The organism is Pantoea stewartii subsp. stewartii (assembly GCF_008801695.1).
Taxonomy (GTDB): Bacteria; Pseudomonadota; Gammaproteobacteria; order Enterobacterales; family Enterobacteriaceae; genus Pantoea; species Pantoea stewartii.
This window is the reverse complement of the sequence record NZ_VZPF01000063.1, coordinates 1-16,204: the sequence shown is the minus strand read 5'-3', so window position 1 is coordinate 16,204 and position 16,204 is coordinate 1. Positions and strand designations below refer to the sequence as shown.

15 protein-coding genes and 2 pseudogenes are annotated in these 16,204 nt (G+C 54.5%); 13 read left to right on the top strand and 4 right to left on the bottom strand.

The features are described from left to right. Window positions 1–5: 5 nt before the first annotated feature. Complete coding sequence (locus F7Q90_RS17835; RefSeq protein WP_006120360.1) at window positions 6–1,607, bottom strand: MFS transporter; 1,602 nt, start codon at window positions 1,605–1,607, stop codon at window positions 6–8. Window positions 1,608–1,765: 158 nt separating this feature from the next. Here F7Q90_RS17835 and F7Q90_RS17830 point away from each other — a divergent pair, with 158 nt between their 5' ends. The 5 genes and pseudogenes from F7Q90_RS17830 (at window position 1,766) to F7Q90_RS17810 (ending at window position 5,690) form a co-directional block, all read left to right on the top strand. Beyond that, entirely contained in the window at window positions 1,766–2,551 is a 786-nt protein-coding gene (locus F7Q90_RS17830; protein ID WP_006120359.1) for an IclR family transcriptional regulator, read from the top strand. A 7-nt stretch (window positions 2,552–2,558) separates the two neighbouring features. Beyond that, on the top strand, window positions 2,559–3,011 hold the full coding sequence (locus tag F7Q90_RS17825) for a universal stress protein (protein ID WP_006120358.1): 453 nt from the start codon (window positions 2,559–2,561) through the stop codon (window positions 3,009–3,011). 9 nt (window positions 3,012–3,020) lie between these two features. Beyond that, window positions 3,021–3,830: pseudogene (locus F7Q90_RS17820) on the top strand (hypothetical protein). 244 nt (window positions 3,831–4,074) lie between these two features. Beyond that, window positions 4,075–4,356, top strand: a complete 282-nt coding sequence (locus tag F7Q90_RS17815; RefSeq protein WP_006120355.1) for a hypothetical protein — start codon at window positions 4,075–4,077, stop codon at window positions 4,354–4,356. Window positions 4,357–4,814: 458 nt separating this feature from the next. After that, a complete protein-coding gene (locus F7Q90_RS17810) occupies window positions 4,815–5,690 on the top strand; it encodes an SMP-30/gluconolactonase/LRE family protein (RefSeq protein WP_006120352.1) in 876 nt (291 codons plus the stop codon). Window positions 5,691–5,723: 33 nt separating this feature from the next. On the opposite strand, the gene F7Q90_RS17805 is transcribed toward F7Q90_RS17810, so the two are convergent. Further along, window positions 5,724–6,944 carry an L-lactate MFS transporter gene (locus F7Q90_RS17805; RefSeq protein WP_006120351.1) on the bottom strand — a complete coding sequence of 407 codons (1,221 nt, stop codon included), beginning with the start codon at window positions 6,942–6,944 and terminating at the stop codon, window positions 5,724–5,726. Between the two features lie 266 nt (window positions 6,945–7,210). Here F7Q90_RS17805 and F7Q90_RS17800 point away from each other — a divergent pair, with 266 nt between their 5' ends. The 3 genes from F7Q90_RS17800 (at window position 7,211) to F7Q90_RS17790 (ending at window position 9,139) form a co-directional block, all read left to right on the top strand. Beyond that, on the top strand, window positions 7,211–7,450 hold the full coding sequence (locus tag F7Q90_RS17800; RefSeq protein ID WP_006120349.1) for a hypothetical protein: 240 nt from the start codon (window positions 7,211–7,213) through the stop codon (window positions 7,448–7,450). 331 nt (window positions 7,451–7,781) lie between these two features. Then, a complete protein-coding gene (locus F7Q90_RS17795; RefSeq protein WP_006120348.1) occupies window positions 7,782–8,111 on the top strand; it encodes an STN domain-containing protein in 330 nt (109 codons plus the stop codon). 497 nt (window positions 8,112–8,608) lie between these two features. Next, window positions 8,609–9,139 (top strand): RES family NAD+ phosphorylase, encoded by a 531-nt coding sequence (locus tag F7Q90_RS17790; RefSeq protein ID WP_044242355.1) that lies wholly within the window; start codon window positions 8,609–8,611, stop codon window positions 9,137–9,139. Between the two features lie 171 nt (window positions 9,140–9,310). Here F7Q90_RS17790 and F7Q90_RS17785 read toward each other — a convergent pair whose 3' ends face one another. Beyond that, a complete protein-coding gene (locus F7Q90_RS17785; protein WP_006120345.1) occupies window positions 9,311–10,468 on the bottom strand; it encodes an ROK family transcriptional regulator in 1,158 nt (385 codons plus the stop codon). A gap of 93 nt (window positions 10,469–10,561) precedes the next feature. On the opposite strand from F7Q90_RS17785, the gene F7Q90_RS17780 reads away from it, so the two are divergent. Genes F7Q90_RS17780 through ugpQ form a run of 5 tightly spaced genes read left to right on the top strand, consistent with a single transcriptional unit; the run spans window position 10,562 to window position 15,792 of the window. Beyond that, on the top strand, window positions 10,562–11,938 hold the full coding sequence (locus F7Q90_RS17780; RefSeq protein WP_006120344.1) for an ABC transporter substrate-binding protein: 1,377 nt from the start codon (window positions 10,562–10,564) through the stop codon (window positions 11,936–11,938). A gap of 45 nt (window positions 11,939–11,983) precedes the next feature. After that, window positions 11,984–12,895, top strand: coding sequence for a carbohydrate ABC transporter permease (locus F7Q90_RS17775; protein WP_033740753.1), 912 nt, complete (start codon window positions 11,984–11,986; stop codon window positions 12,893–12,895). Continuing rightward, entirely contained in the window at window positions 12,895–13,959 is a 1,065-nt protein-coding gene (locus F7Q90_RS17770) for a carbohydrate ABC transporter permease (RefSeq protein WP_006120342.1), read from the top strand. Before F7Q90_RS17775 ends, F7Q90_RS17770 begins: the two co-directional genes overlap by 1 nt. A gap of 5 nt (window positions 13,960–13,964) precedes the next feature. Continuing rightward, window positions 13,965–15,071, top strand: coding sequence for an ABC transporter ATP-binding protein (locus F7Q90_RS17765; protein WP_006120340.1), 1,107 nt, complete (start codon window positions 13,965–13,967; stop codon window positions 15,069–15,071). A gap of 19 nt (window positions 15,072–15,090) precedes the next feature. Further along, a complete protein-coding gene (ugpQ, locus tag F7Q90_RS17760) occupies window positions 15,091–15,792 on the top strand; it encodes a glycerophosphodiester phosphodiesterase (protein WP_006120339.1) in 702 nt (233 codons plus the stop codon). A gap of 263 nt (window positions 15,793–16,055) precedes the next feature. Here the strand turns inward: ugpQ and F7Q90_RS17755 are convergent. After that, window positions 16,056–16,204, bottom strand: a pseudogene (locus tag F7Q90_RS17755) (IS630 family transposase); the annotation flags it as partial.

The following is a 16,204-nucleotide window of genomic DNA, read 5'->3' as shown; positions in this document are numbered from 1 at the left end:
TACAGTTATCTCGACGTGGAGGTTGCAGGTTGAATCAAGGTTTGGGGCGGCCAGACGCGTTTGGGCAGCCAGGCGGTGACGACCAGCAGCAGCAGCGCAAAATCGATCAGCAGCAGCCAAGTATCACTCAGGCCGAGCGCCAGCGCTTGGTGCTTTATCTGGGTAGCAAAGCCGCGCAGATTCTCGACGGAACTCACGCTGCCATCGGGCAACAGCGGAAACTGACTGCTGGCCTGACTGCTGTTGGGGGCGGTCATCAGCCACGGCCTGCTGCCCGCCTGGTTGACGAGGATACTGGAGTGAAACTGTTCACGATGGCTGACAAACCATGACACCAGGGTAGAGGCCGCAATGCTGGAAAACCCGCGTACCGTGTTGAACATCGCCGAGGCAAAAGGTCCTTCAGGCGGTGCTACCACGCTGGTCGCGCTCATCAGCACGGGCAGAATCACCATCGGCTGGCCTACGGCCTGCAACGCCTGAATCAGCCAGAAGTTATCCCGCGCCCAGTCCGTTGTGATCTGCATACCGAGCAGGCAGGAGGCAATCAGGAAGCACAAGCCCACTGCCAGCATCCAGCGACAGTCAATCCAGCGGATATTCAGCAGGGCGGCAAGCAACGGCGCCACAATGAGCTGGGGCAACCCAATGGTCAACGCCAGCGGCGCGAACTGGGCGATGCGAAAGCCATCGACCTGGGCAAAATAGCTGGAAGGCAGGGCAGAGCCAGACAGCGACACGATCAGGACGCCGGCCAGCACCAGCAGGCCGTGCAGCAGGTTAGGTCGCCGCAGCATCTGCAACTTAAACAGCGGCAGGGGATGGAACCACTCATTGATTAAAAAGACGATGAGTAACGGTACGGCGGCCAGCAGCATAGCGGCAATCAGCGGAGAATCCAGCCAGTCAAGCCGTTCGCCCTGGCTGAGTACCAGAATGATTAACACCATCCCGCTACAGCCTGTGAGCATCCCGAACAGATCGATCTGCTGAAAACGTTCTGTGCGCAACGGATCCTGGGGCAATCCCCAGCCGGTTAATACGAGGGCAATCAGCATACCGGGCACAACCTGCCAGAAGACAAACATCCAGCTGACCTGATCGGTCCAGAAGGCGGCCAGCGACGCGGCCATATTCGGCCCGAAGGTGGCAGTAAGGGCATAGGCGCCTAATCCATAGAGCTTGAACGGCGGTGGCAGAAAACGCAGGGCGACGGTCATCAGCATCGGCGGCAGCGCGCCGCCAAAGAGCCCCTGGATCACGCGTAATGCCATAAACAGCACAGGATCGGTCATCAGCGGTAACAGTATTCCGGACAGCATAAAGCCGACCGAAACAAATAACGTAAAGCGGCGCAGGGAAAACGTCACCGCGAACCACGGCGCAATCATCATGGCGGCCACTTCGGCAGCCTGATAAGCCGAAACAATCCAGCTTCCGTCGTCGTAGCCCATACCGAGAGCAGCACGAATATCGGCCAGCGCAATATCACTGACGCGATCGTTGAGCCCGGAGGTCAGCGCCGCGATCCAGACGCCAAGCAGGCCCAGGGCGAGACGTAAGGTAAAGGGATGCAGCGGCGGCGCAGTGCCAGGCTGGGTCGTCATAGCAGGTGTCTCATTGTTTTTTTGGTTCGATGTATTGAGATGCGATGCGATACAGGCGAGGCGATATTACATGGCAATATGCTGTATTGCAATGTGGTACACGCTGTAAAACGTGCGCTTTTCGGGTTACAGTAAGCCAGCTCAAAAAGGACGACGCTATGACTCAACAATCATCCAGCCGCGAAGATGAAAAAACGGGCGGTATTCAGGTTATTGCGCGCGCGGCTAAAATTCTTAATGCTCTGGGCGAGCATCCCGGTGGCATGAGTCTGGGCGAAATCGCGCATGCGGTTGATCTGCCGCGTTCTACCGTACAGCGCATTGTGGCCGCGCTGGACAGCGCCGAACTGGTTCGAAGCAGTGGGGCGGGCGGATTGCGTCTCGGGCCAGCTTTACTGAAGCTGCTCGCCAGCGTGAACACGGATGTGGTCGATTTGGTCAAGCCACTGCTGGAAAAACTGTCGGCGGATACCAATGAAACGGTCTCCCTGTCCCGCGCCAGTGGTGCGCAGCTTGCCGTCATTCATTATGTTGTGGCGTCGCGCGAGCTGCGGGTGGTTCCCCGTATCGGACTGGAGCTGCCGCTCTACAGCACCTCGGGTGGCCGCGCCTTGCTGGCGCTGGAAAGCGATGAAGACGTCCGGACGCTGGTGGGGGATGCCTGGCGCGAACTGACGGACAAGACGGTTAAGACGCAGGCAGCACTGTTAGAGATGCTTCGGGAAGTGCGTGAAACCAGCATTTCCTACGACCGTGGTGAAACCCTTGAAGGCGTTTCAACCATGGCCTTTGCGCTCGATACGCTGTTTGGCCGCTTTGCGGTCTCCTTACTGGTGCCCACGGCGCGGTTTAAGAAGCATGAATCACGCTATCGTGAAGAAATGTTGCTGTGCAAACAGGCTCTGATTCGTGAAATTGGCAAAATTGCCGCTGTTGAAGGATGAGTGCTCAATGAAAACAGTATTAATGGCTATCGATAATTCACCGGTCGCGAAGAAAGTGGTGTCGTTAACGATCGAAGAAGCACAGGCGCATGATGCACAAGTGATTGTGCTGTGTTGTATCGATCCCGCCTATTCATCCTGTAGCCAGCCCATTGATATTGATGCCGGTGAAGATCCGGCAGATTTTGTGGCCGCGCAGGATGAGCAAAATACCGCTGAAATGGTGGTGCGTCATGCCCTGGCACCCTTGCTCCAGGCCGGCATTAAGGCGCGTGGTATGATTCTGGCCGGCGAAGCGGCGGAGACAATCGTGGCCCAGTCCCAGCAGCTCAATGCCAGCATGATTATTATGGGGCGACGTCATTTATCGCCCTTTAACCGGTTATTAAAAGGATCTGTGAGTGCCGCTGTGGTTGAACGCGCGCATTGCCCGGTACTGATCGATGTGCGTAAGGATTAACAACGTAGTATGACTCTCCTGCTTTTTCTTACGCTGGCCGCCTTTGTGCTGCTGGCGATTATCATCGTTATGTTAGTCAGAACCACCCGGCTTAAAGCGTGGCAGGGTGTGGTTCTTTTTATCCTGCCGCTGTTGTTGTCGAATGTTTTATGGTTCAGCTGGATCCAGCCTCAGCAGCAGCAGGAGAAACGCTACGAGCGCGCGGCAGATTATATGGCACAGGCTACGGTATATCGGGTGCTGCGCACTCAGGAACCCGCGCTGTGGCAAATACTGACGCGCGATCTGGCGCGCAAACTGCGTGAAGGCGAACCCATGTTGCAGGCAACGGGCGAACTGCGCGGGTTATTGACGGATGTGATCAATCAGCGCCTTATGCGGGGTACTGACGCGGCCGTATTGAAATATATTGGCGTCTCGGTGGAAGAAATGCAGACGCTCAATAAAATTGACCCGGGCCTCTGTTTTTAGTTCCTTTATCCGCAGGTGAAGGGCGGTATCAATCTGGTTGAAACTCTGCCCGCCAGCCTGAACCAAAAAGATGCCGATGCCACCGAGTATTTGCTGCTTAACAGTCTGGGGGACGAACAACCGCTGGACCGCAAGCAGGCGCAGCACGATCTCAAAACCATCGTCGACCATCTCTACCTGAAGTGGGGCAATAAGCTGCAACAGCTGAATATGCCTGCCGATGCCGCCGTTGATCGGTCTTCCATGTGTGCCATGTCTGTCGATCTTTATAGTGCCATCCTCGCACTCCCGGACAAGCAAGCCGCCAATCTGCTTCGTAGAATGATTGCGCTTTCAGGCGAAGGTTAAAAAGAAAAAAGCCCGCCAGTGGCGGGCTAAATGCTGAGAGAGGCTTTTTTTAGAGTAATTCCTGGTGTTGTTCGTGAGGCTTTTCACTGGAATCAGTGTCGCAGTTTATTGGCATAACCTGCCAGTTGTTTAACCGTATTGAATCAATTGGTAAAACTTCGTAAATACGCAGTTGTTCGCGTACTAATCCTATAGATGCGCATTTTGCAGCGCCTTACACTGCGTCAAAATGTGAGGAAATAAAATGAAAATGGCAATCATGGGTGCATTTGCACTTATTTTTCTGAGCGGTTGTACCGCCAGTAAACCCGGGGCGTTTGAACGTGTTGATGAAGATCCCAGTTCAAATACCGTACAATATCGTTTCGACCCGCTGAAAGTGAATCGTGATGCAATGGAAATTGATATCGCGAATTACTGCAGCAATAAAGGTTTTGATAAAGTAGAGTCACTCCCTGTTCAGGACAGCACAATACCAGGTTTAAAGAAAACCTGGTATCAGTGTAATTACGCAGTGAAAAGTTAATGAATAAATGAGGTGGGATTATATCCCACCTTCTTTTTATATTATGCTGTGTGAAATCTTTGCCCTTCAGTGAATATCATTTTGTTTTATGCCTCCTTTCTGCTGCGCTGGAACGTCTGCGGATAACGCCTCCTGTCCAGAAGAAATAAAGGCTACCGACTGAGGGAACAGCGCGGCGGTAACGATGTCTGGCATACGGCACCTCCTCTTTTTCAATACTCAGGATAATACGCCGAAAAAGTGCAGCAAAAATGCAGCCTGTGTAGAGTTATTTCGATAAATATGTCGCGATATTTCAAAAAAGAACGCGAAAAAGAGGGTGAGCGCATATTCCAATCGGAATAGACCGAATAGGTATTAATATGCGTGAGACCTGTCTTAAAAACAAGGCTGACGTGAATGTGTGAAGATGGAAATTAGCGCTACAGTAATATCAGGACAATTAAAGGGAGACAAACATGACGCATAGGGTAAAAAACGTTCTGCCGCTTCAGGCAGAGCTGGCAGAATGTCCGCTCTGGGCTGTGCAGGAACAGGTGCTGTGGTGTGTGGATATTCTGGCACCGGCCATCCATCGTTTCGATCCGGCGAGTGGTGAGCTCTCCACATTTCCCCAGGCAGAAGAAGTCGGATGCATCGGCCTGCGGGAACAGGGCGGTATCATTGCCGCACTGCGTAGCGGCGTCTGGCTGCTGGACGAGCAGGGGAAACCGCAAAAAAAAGTGGTGGATAATCCCGGTATCGCCGGGAAAAGCCGCTTCAATGATGGCCGCGTGGACCCCTGGGGTAATTTCTGGTGCGGCAGTTTATGGGAGCCACAGGATAAAAACGGCGGCTTGCTTTGTCGCGTAACACCTGATTTGACGCTTGAGGTGAAGGCACGCGACATCAAAATTTCCAATGGCGTTGCCTTTTCTCCTGACCGTCAGTGGATGTATCACAGCGATACGCCGAATGAAGTGCTCTATCGCTATCCGCTTGATGCTCAGGGCGAGCCGGGGCAGCGTGAAATCTTCCGGCGGTTTGATGCCCGTGGTGGCTTGCCCGATGGGGCGGCTGTCGACAGTGAGGGCTATTACTGGTCAGCCCTGTTTGACGGCGGACGCGTCGTGCGTATTGATCCGCACGACGGTGAAATCGTCGATGAGATTACACTGCCGGTAAAATGGCCCACCATGGTGACGTTTGGCGGCAGCGATCTCAAGACGCTGTTCATCACCAGCTCACGCGAAAACCTCAGCGAAGAGGATCTCGCCCGCTATCCGCAGTCGGGCGATATTTTTGCGGTGGATGTCGACGTGGCCGGTATGGAAGAGCCGCGTTTTCGCGGCTGATGATGAGGGCCAGGCTTATCTGGCCCTGTAACGTTACTGACGCTGCAACAGCGGTTCATGGGCTGGCTGGCTCTGCGGCAGGCGGATTGTCAGTGACAGCACCAGTGATATAACCAGCAGGGTCATAATGAGGCTGAAAGTGACCGTAAAGCCGCCAAACAGTGAAGCCACCAGCGAACCCATTACGCTGCCAATGCCAAAGCCGAGATAAATCAGGCCATAATTTTTGGTCAGATTATTCAAGCCGAAAAAGTCACTGACCAGCGAAGGGAAGACGGTAATGGTGCCGCCGAAGCTAAACGCAATGCAGGCCAGGGACAGGAAAAACGTGGTTTGATTCATCTGTGTAAACAGCATCAGGCTCATACCGATCAGTGAAACCAGTTGGGCCAGTGAGATCACGCGAATACGCACCATTTTATCGGACAGCACGCCCAGTACTAACCGACCACTCAGGTTTGCTACCGCGATGACCGTGACGGCGTTAGCGGCGGTCTGTGTGCTGAGGTGAACCAAACCTTCCCCGATGTCTTTTGCAACGCCAATCACATACAGCCCGCTCATACAGGCAGTCAGAAACATCAACGCCAGCATCCAGTACTGTGGCAGACGCACCGATTCGGCCAACGTATACTGACGCGTCGCTTCTGCCTGGGTAGCTGACGCAGATTGCAGCGGCGCATCGCGCATCATCAGTCCGCCAGCAATAATCATCGCCATTGCCAGCAGGCCCCAGAGCACAAAGGTCTGTTCAAGCCCAAATCGTGCCAACAGTGCTCCGCAAATGAATTTAAATCCCAGACTTCCCAGACCGTAAGCGCCAATGGCGCAGGCCGATATCATGCCTTTACGTTCAGGAAACCATTTCACACAGTTGGATAGCGTCATCAGATACCCTGCGCCATCGGCCAGACCTAACAACACGCCCGCGCTCAGGTACAGCATGATCAGATTATCTGCATGGGCGGTCAGCCCTAATCCCAGCGCCATCAATATACCTGCGCCGATAGTCACCTTACGGACGCCAAAACGCTCCTGCAGCTTGCCAGCCAGTGAAGAAGAGATGGCCAGCCCCAGGCTCAGTAAACCAAATGAAAATGCGATCTGGCTTACGGGCGCATCCAGTTTTTGCGCGAGCTGACCATTGAATAAGCTCCAGGTATAAACGGACCCCAGCGCTAACTGGGTTATCACCGTACCGATAAGTGTGAGCCAGCGCGTACGCTGGTGGGCAGTCTGTTGAGTCGCGTTCATTATGTTACTCCCAGGGGGAAACTGAATACTGGCGTCAGAATAACCAAAACCCCTACGCGCGAGGGCGGAAAGCGCATGAACGGAATGCAACGCGGAATGAAATGCTGTCAGGGCGGAATGAATGGCCGCGTGGGGTAAGTGTAACGAGGTGAGTCAAGGTAATGAAGGCAGGTAAACAGCAGTAAGGGAATGTTACGGCCAACCTGTTTTCCCGGCAGGCTTAGCATTTTTTTGCCAGGCTTAAAGTCCATTCAACAGGAGGAAATATGAAAGACCGGACATATGAATCCATCACCAGTGAGGATGAAGTTTGCTGCATTATCGGTCAGGCAGTGATCGAACTGAGCGCAGAACAGCAGCCTGTCACGAAATCTACCCTGGCACTGAAATTATTGTCAATGGCGGACCGCGACAGTGACGATGAGCGGGTTCTGCTCTACTGGATTGCGCGCAAAGCGATCAATCAACCCCAGCATCTTGTCAATGCGCAGCAAAAACGGGCATGACGCCCAGACAGGAAAGGGCGCCATGCCCGCTACGGTTCCGTTTTGTGTACACAGGACACATCACCGTAAAATCATGGTAGCGCCAGGGACGGCGAAGACGCGTTCCGTCGCGCCCGGTGAGCACGACACCGTAAACGTGACTTTCTCTGTGCATCGCTGCTCTCGCTTTCTCTGCAAAGACAGGTCATTACCGCCAGTGCGAAGCGGCACGATAGCGAGCCGCACATTTCCCACCTCCTCGCCTGCGATCACACTCAGACATACTCTGCACGCTGACAGAAACAGTTGACTATGGGACAAAGACACAAGTTTTCCTGTGTCCGGAGGCGTTATGCATTTCACATCCTTCAACTCAGCCTGCTTGCTGCTGGCGCTGACGTGTACGTCGTGCAGCCAGTCATCTTCTGGCCACATCCCTGCGGGTAAATGTGATGCGGAAGCGACCTACAATCTTCATTTGTCGCGCTTTGACGAAACGGCGCAACAGTTGGTGCACGGTACCGGGTGTTTTATCCAGACGGATTTGTCGCGCACTGGGGCTGTTCAGGTGAATCCTGTAGAGGGCACCATGACGCTTCGTGAAGCGCTCGGACAGGCTATAAAAGGCACGCCGTTGAAGATTGTGGCGCAAACGCCGGATGTCATTACTGTCGAAAAATAATCGCGAATCACGGAGGTCACACCATGCGCAGAGGCGCTGCTTTGCTTATTTTGTTGTTAACCGCATCAGTCTGCTATGCCGCGCCAGGGGGGAACGGTGGGGAAGGTGGAAATGGCGGAGCGGGCGGTAACGGCGGAAGTATGGACAATCAACCTGGCGGTGCTGGGTTGCCTGGCCACAATGGTCAGCGCGGCATGAATGGTTGTCCCGGCGGTACTGCGCCCTCTCAGGACGGCAGATTTTATCTGCCCGGCACACATGAGCAATGTAATCCGGCGCATCCAAAGTCGCATCCTAAACGGCATCACACCGTGTCGTCCGGGCAGATGGAACGAATCTGATGATCGGCTGGCCCCGCGCCTGTGTATCACCGGCTTGTGCGCAGGCAAGGCAGACATGCGCCGACAGGTCGGGCTGGTTCGTGGCTACGCACTAAGCGATTAACTGGCGCGTTCAGCAATCGCAGGGATGGGGTTGTTGCGGGAGAAAAGACAAACATGCATCACGCACTATTGCCCGTGGGCGGCCTTTTTTATCGCGCTGTGTTAACCGCGAAGGCGCAGGTGGTGCTTGCCGCACCCGGCCCGCAAAGCGCGGGGCGTTATCATCGCCACGGGCAACCGGCCTTGTATATGAGTCCGCTGCCGGAATGGTCCATCATGGCGGTATCGGGCTATATGCGTGAGGATGGCCTTTCACGCGTCCTGATTCCACTACGCCTGTCAGGGGCCTGGTTGGTAGATCAGCGCGATAGGGCAAAATGTGAGCAACTGGGAATCCTGCCAGAAGCCGCTGACGGCAGCTGGCGAACGGCGCTGCAGCAGGGGCGAATCCCAGATTCATGGCACAACGCAGATAAAGCCAGAGCAACAGACGCGGATGGGATTATTGACCGTTCGCGTCTTATTCCCGGCGGCTGGCATATCTGTCTTTTTCAGTGGAACACGCCTTCTGCACCACGCGTGGCGGTATGCGGCAAGCCCATCCCGATCACGCTTTCACCGGCTGGCCCCAAATGGGGATTATAGTGCGGGCAAATTAAGCCAAACCTGTCCCACGCTGCGGTCGCAAATAAACCGACGCTCGCTGCGAACTGGCTCTCATTTCACAGAGACCTGTTTATCCGCAGGCCAACTCAGAGAACCGTCGCCGATGTTTGCCGCGTCGGTTTCCTTCATTCCGTCACCGCCGCTGAGCGGTCAGTTGACCCCGTCGCGATGCCCGTTATCCTGCTGAGCAACATTATGCAGGACCATGGCGGCGGCTCCGAATGCGACCGTATCCGTGGCCGCGACGTCCGGCAGACAGATTTCAGGCTGCACGACAGGTGTGCCGTTTAACGTATCCACAGTGGAAAAGTCGAGCCAGGCCGCAAGCCGTTCACGCACCATCTGCGGAAGTGTCCCACCCAGATAGATCGCCGCTGGCGCGAGGACCGCATTCAGCATAAAGCCCAGCCGGGCGATCTCCGGGCCAGTACGTGCGATCCATTCGTCGAGAACCGCTGTGTTTTCGCTAAGAAAATGGTGCCAGACAGCCTCAGCGCGGCCTTCAGGTATCTGGCCAAGGCGATGCTTACACCACGCCGCAAGGTCAGTAAAAGAGGGGCGGGGCCTGTCGAGTGGCAGCAGCAGCCCAATTTCGCCCGCATTGCCCAGATGACCGCGATAACGTTGTTTTCCCAGGATAAGGCCACTGCCGACGCCCTCTGACAGATAGAGATAGATAAAATCGTCATGATTAGCCGCATTACCTAGCGTCATTTCGCCCATGGCGGCAGCATTGGCATCATTTTCGATTAACACCGGACAGCCCAGCGCCTGCTGAATGGCTTCGAACAGCCCGGATTCATCCCAGGAAAGCACTTCGGGAGCCAGATGAAGCGGAGCCTGACCGCGCTGGAAGCGCGTCGGCATGGCAATGCCTGCGCCAATCAGTAAATGATCCGGTATGTGGTTTCTCTCAAGCAACGTTTTGTGGCCCTTCTGTATCTCTGAGCGGGCGCGGGCAAAGGTATCATAGTGGCCGGTCAGTTCAATTTCGTCGACCCGTTTCCCTTTGAAATCAAGCAGCATTAGAGTAACAGAGAAGCGGCTGGCATGAATCCCAACGGCATAGCCGATGGAGGAATTAAGCATCAGATCAATGTGGGGCGCGCCCCGGCCAGATGAACGCCGGGCTCCTTCGATGATGATACCTCGCTTGATGAGATCGCGGGTCATCATGCTGACGGCCGCCGCTGTCACCCCGCAACAATCGGCGATCTCAGCACGTGATGCGGCGTCGTTGCGACGCAGATAACGTAGTACGGCCGACTGGGTCGTACCGATTCCTTCCCAATGTTTTGATGAAGTCAACGCACCTTCTCCCTGTCGTTTTCACATGGTCATGAACCTGTCATTTAAATAAATTAACTTACTTAAATAATAGGCACAACGGGAATAAACACCATGTCAAAAAAACTCACTGTCCTCGCCACCCTCGTGATGTCCGCGTTGTGTGTTGGCATGACCCACGCAGAAGAGATAACGATTAAACTCGCCACGCTCGCCGAGCGTAGCGCACCGAACCGCATTACCAACATTGAAGATGCAGCCGACATCATGAACAAGCAATTTAAGGCTGCGGGCGTCGACAAACATATTGTGATTCAGGCCAATAGCAGTGCTGTCAAAGGCTGGGACGACTTCGCCATGGATATGCTGAAGGCGATGTCCGTCGGACAAGGGCCGGATATTTATGTGCTGCCCCATGAATGGATTGGTCAGTTTGCGAAGGACGGCTATGCCATGCAAATGAACGATAAGATCGCGGCGGCACCGTGGGTCTATGGCGACATCCTGCCCGTCCTGTGGGCGTCGGCAAAGGCAAACGATGGAAAGATCTATGGCATACCGCAGGATGCTGAAATACGCATGTTTTTTTACAACAAAGATATGTTGAGAAAAATCGGCAAGGATGAAGCCTTTATCAACGCCATACCGGCCAGGGTGGAGTCCGGTGATTTTACACTGGACGATCTGACGGCCCTTGCCAAAGAGGTCGTGGACGGTAAAGCGGCTCAGTACGGCATGTTGCACCGACCGAATGTCGGTATTGATTATCTGATGGTTTTTCAGTCTTACGGCGTGAAATTTATGGATGACAAGACCGGCAAGCTCATCTTCCCTAAAGCAGAAATGGCGGATGCGCTTGGCTGGTATGAGCGCAATGCGAAGCAGGGAGTGACGCCGGTCGATAACACGGCGATGAGCTGGGATGCCATTCAGAACGCGTTCAAGCAGGAGAAGGCCTTTATCTTTCACCAGGGCGTCTGGGCGGTTGCCTGGCAACTGGGTGACAAAAATGGCGCGGTCTGGCCGACAGACAAAGAAGGGTATTTTCATAAGATAGGCTGGATCCCGGCGCCTGCGGCCAAAAAGGGCGGTCAGCCCTCAAACCTGTCGCATCCGCTTCTCTACACGGTGAACGCCAAAAGCAAAAATGCTGACATTGCTGCCGAACTGGTGGCACTGGCGACGTTGCCTTATTTCAACAACGAACATGCTGTGACGTCCTATCACACGGCCATCAGCAACGCGCAAACGGCGATGCCGAAATACCGCGATAACTGGGTGCTGTCAGCCGCTTCGCCCATGATGGTACACGCGAAGTTCGTGCCCAATCATATCCAGTTTGGCAGCTATAACAAGGTGCTGTTCAGCGGTCTCCAGGCGGTTGAAACAGGAAAAATGACGGCAAAACAGGCCGTTGATTTTATCGCCGAAGAGCTCGAACTGCAGTTTGGCGACGATATAGAAATCCGGTCGTCTGTCGCCAAAAAATAGTGCTTAGCCTGTAAAGCGTCGCTTACTCTCCAGGGAGATGTGGTCATGTCTCAGTTTCAGCCTCGGGCGCACCGGCCGGCCCGACCTGTGTTCTATCTCGCGCCTGCTATCGCGCTGTTGGCCGTCTTTTTCCTGGCGCCCATTATCGTCAATACCGTCATCGCCTTTACCGATATGGGCGCTGATCTGCGGGTCGGTCACTTCACGCTGCAAAACGTCGAGCGGATTGTCTTACGCGATGCGCGCATGCCTGCGGTGCTGCTGACGACGCTGATTTATGTTACGGCGACGCTGTTTATTTTTAACGTCGGGCTGGGTGTCCTGTTGGCGATAACAACGACGGCCATTCCCGACAGGCTGGGTAATCTTTTTCGCGGTCTCTGGCTTTTGCCACGCATGTCACCGGCCGTCCTCTACAGTATTCTGTGGATATGGGTTGCCGATCCCACGCCGTCTGGTTTGCTCAATCAGGTAACCGGATCCTTCGGTCTGCCGCTCATGAATCTGCGTAATGATTTCCCCTTGTTTCTCATCATTGTGGCAAATGGCCTGGTCGGGGCATCGTTTGCCATGGTCATTCTGACTTCATCCATTCGTTCCATCCCTGCACATCTTGCCAATGCGGCGCGAGTGGATGGGGCGAGCGAATGGGGCGTGCTGCGCTATGTAGTGGCCCCCGCACTGTCTCAGCCCATTCGGTTTATCACCATCTATCAGGGGCTCTCCTTGCTGACGACCTACGAGTACATTCTGCTCATCACCGGTGGCGGTCCCGTCTACGATTCGACGCCTTATGCGCTCTATATCTACCGTCGCGCCTTTGAAAATGGGGCTTACGCCTATGGCGCGGCGCTGGCGCTTGGCCTGATGGTGATCGGCGTAGGCGTGACCTTAATGCAATGGCGGGTCAGTAATATGCGCGCGACGTTTGCCGCGCCGAAAATCGAGGTATTGTGATGTCACTCGTCCCAAACCCGGCAGTGGCCAAATCGAAATGGGCGCGTCTTGAACGCAGAGGCACAATCAACCGTGTCGGCTTCCTTTCTGCGCTCATTCTCTTCCTGACGGTGATGTCAGTGCCGATTCTGCTGCCTTACCTCTGGCTTCTGGCCAAATCGCTGACCACGTCTGATGCGTCCGTCAGCCGGCTTGTTCTGTGGCGCACCAGCGCAATTGCGGGCGTCGCGTATATCGGAGCGATCGCGCTTGCTTTCCTGGCAGATCGTTTACGCAGACCGGTATTGTCCTGGGCTGCGCTGGGGATCGTTGTGCTGCTGCTTGTGATGATTTTTCTGATGCCACACATGACGTTGCACAACTACCGTTTTCTCTGGATGCGCGACATCGCGAATACGGGCACCACGCGCGTGGACCTGATGCCATCGGCCTGGACGGCACTTGGAAGCTCGCTGATCTTTGGCGTTTCACAAACGCTGATTGTCACGCTCGTCGCTACCCCAGCCGCCTACGCGTTATCGCGCTTTGCCTTTGCCGGGCGGCAAAATTTTCTGCGCGGCTTGCTGCTGTTACATGCTTTCCCCGCGCTGGCGCTCACCATCGCCATCTTTATCCAGCTTCACTATATGGGCCTGCTCAACCATCTTTTCGGTGTGGTGATGGTGATGAGTGCGCTGGAGCTGCCTTATGCGATCTTCGTCCTGAAGGGCTTTTTCGACGCAGTGCCCTGGGATATTGAAATGAGCGCGGTGACCGACGGTGCGACCCGTTTTCAGGCTTTTCGTATGGTGGTGTTGCCCCAGGTGCGTAGCGGACTGATTGCGATTGCCACCTTCACCTTTTTACGTGGTTGGGAGGAGTACGTTTTTGTTCAGACGCTACTTATCGACAAAAGCCAGATGACGATGAGCCTCTACCTGTTCTTTGTCGCACAGGATAATACGGGTGCGGATTACGGCATGATCGCCGCTGTGGGCATCATTTATTTACTCCCTGTGCTCGTTCTCTACACCTTTACGCAGAAATACATCACTCAAATGAGTTTTGGCGGTATCAAGGGATAATTGTCATGGCCTCGATCACTCTTAACAATGTCAGCAAAAACTGGGGTGAGACTCAGGTCCTGAAACCGATGAATCTTACCATTGAGAACGGCGAATTCGTCGCCATTCTCGGCCCCTCAGGATGCGGTAAATCGACAACGCTGTTTCTGCTGGCAGGGCTCTATGCGCCGACCAGCGGTGAGATCGCGTTTGACGGGCACAACGTTAATCGCATCGATGCCCGCGATCGCAACGTCGGTATCGTCTTCCAGTCTTATGCGCTTTACCCGAACCTGACGGTACGCGAAAACATCGCTTTTCCGTTACGTTTTAAAAAAACAGGTAAGGAGCACATTGCCAGGCGCGTGGAAGAGGCGGCTAATCTGGTGCAAATAAGCGCACTGCTTGATCGACGCCCGTCGCAACTTTCAGGGGGGCAGCAACAGCGCGTGGCGCTGGCGCGGGCTCTGGTCAAGGAACCGAATATTCTGTTACTCGACGAACCGCTTTCTAACCTCGACGCGACGCTCCGTATCACCATGCGGACGGAACTCAAGAATCTCCAGAAACGTCTCGGCTTCACCACCTTGATCGTCACCCATGACCAGCTGGAAGCCATTACCATGGCCGATCGGATCATCTGTATGAATCATGGCGAGATAGTGCAGATTGGTACACCTGATGACCTGTACAGACGTCCGGCCGATCGCTTTGTTGCAGGGTTTATCGGCTCGCCGCCGATGAATCTTGTGGAAGGACAGGCCGTCGGCGGGTTTCTGCACCTGGGGCAAACGACACTCGAACTGAACCACGAATACGACGGCCCCGTTTGTTTTGGTCTGCGTCCGGAAGATATCAACCTTATTGCCGCTGACGAGGCTCCCTTGTGTGGGGAGATCATGACCGTTGAGCCGATGGGGCGTGAAGTTTTCTACACGATTGACACGCCGGCCGGCACGCTTCGCGCGCTGGAATATGGTGAAGCGGTGCGTCATGCGCCTGGTTCCCGGGTAGGAGTAGCGTGCCAACCCGAACTGACTCTGATCTTCAATGCTGTCGGTAAACGCATCGTCGATCTTCATGCCAACCTCGCCGTAACCGGCCACCCCAGCAGACAGGTTCACGCTGGCTAGCTTACAGGACAAGATTTCCATGACCCGAATCGTATCACACCGTGGCGCCAACCATTTTGCGCCAGAGAACACCTTCTTTGCCGCCGATCTGGCGCTTGAACAGGGGGCTGATTACATTGAACTGGATGTACGGGAGAGCGCCGATGGTGTGCTCTACGTTATCCATGACGAGACGCTGGATCGCACCACGAACGGGACGGGCCCTGTTGGGCATGCTCTGTCGCGCGATATTGATGCACTGGATGCGGGAAGCTGGTTCGATGAGCGTTTTAAAGACGCCAGGGTGCCGCGACTTGATGCCTATCTCGAACATCTGCGCGGCCGCGCGGGCGTTTATATTGAGCTGAAATACTGCGATCCGGTAAAAGTGGCTGCACTGGTACGCGATCTCGGTATGGTCCGTGATACGTTTTTCTTTTCGTTTTCCGAAACGATGCGCGCTGGCCTTCAGGCCGTTGCGCCGGACTTTCGCAAAATGATGACCCTCAATATCGCGATGTCTCCCTCTCTCGTTGCCACCGTGCATCATGCATCGATCATTGAGGTAAACGTAGAGCAGATGCGTCATCCCGGTATTCTTGAAGCAAGCCGTAAGACCGGGCTTGAGATTATGGTTTATTACGGTGATGACGATATAGCGATTCATCAGGAAATTGCGGCGGCGGGCGTCGATTATATTAACCTCAATCGCCCGGATCTCTTTAGCCACACACGGCGATAGGTTTACAGAACGACTGAACGATAAGGTTCTGCGTCGCTACCCGTGTTTACGGGTATGACGGGTAAACAGAGAAGGGCAGCTGCGGTACTGCCCTTCTACATTATCTGGCAGGCCCCGGCCCTGGAGGGCGCCTGACAATGATGTTATATCGACTCGTTTTGATCGCGTAAATATGCCCTGCACCGTTCCCTTCCGTTTAATTGTAAACCTCTCGTTCCCAACGCAAACAACATCGTGACACTAAATAACTGATCCTAATACCGCTACACTTTAGCCAGCCCATGTTTTCCCCCGGGGAATGGGCTGACGGTATTCATAAAGTGATGGACCTTTTTCAACAGTTGCCACATTGAACTGCACTGGTGATTTCGGGTTATTGTCTCATGAAGCGCCTGCCACAACCGTTCGACAT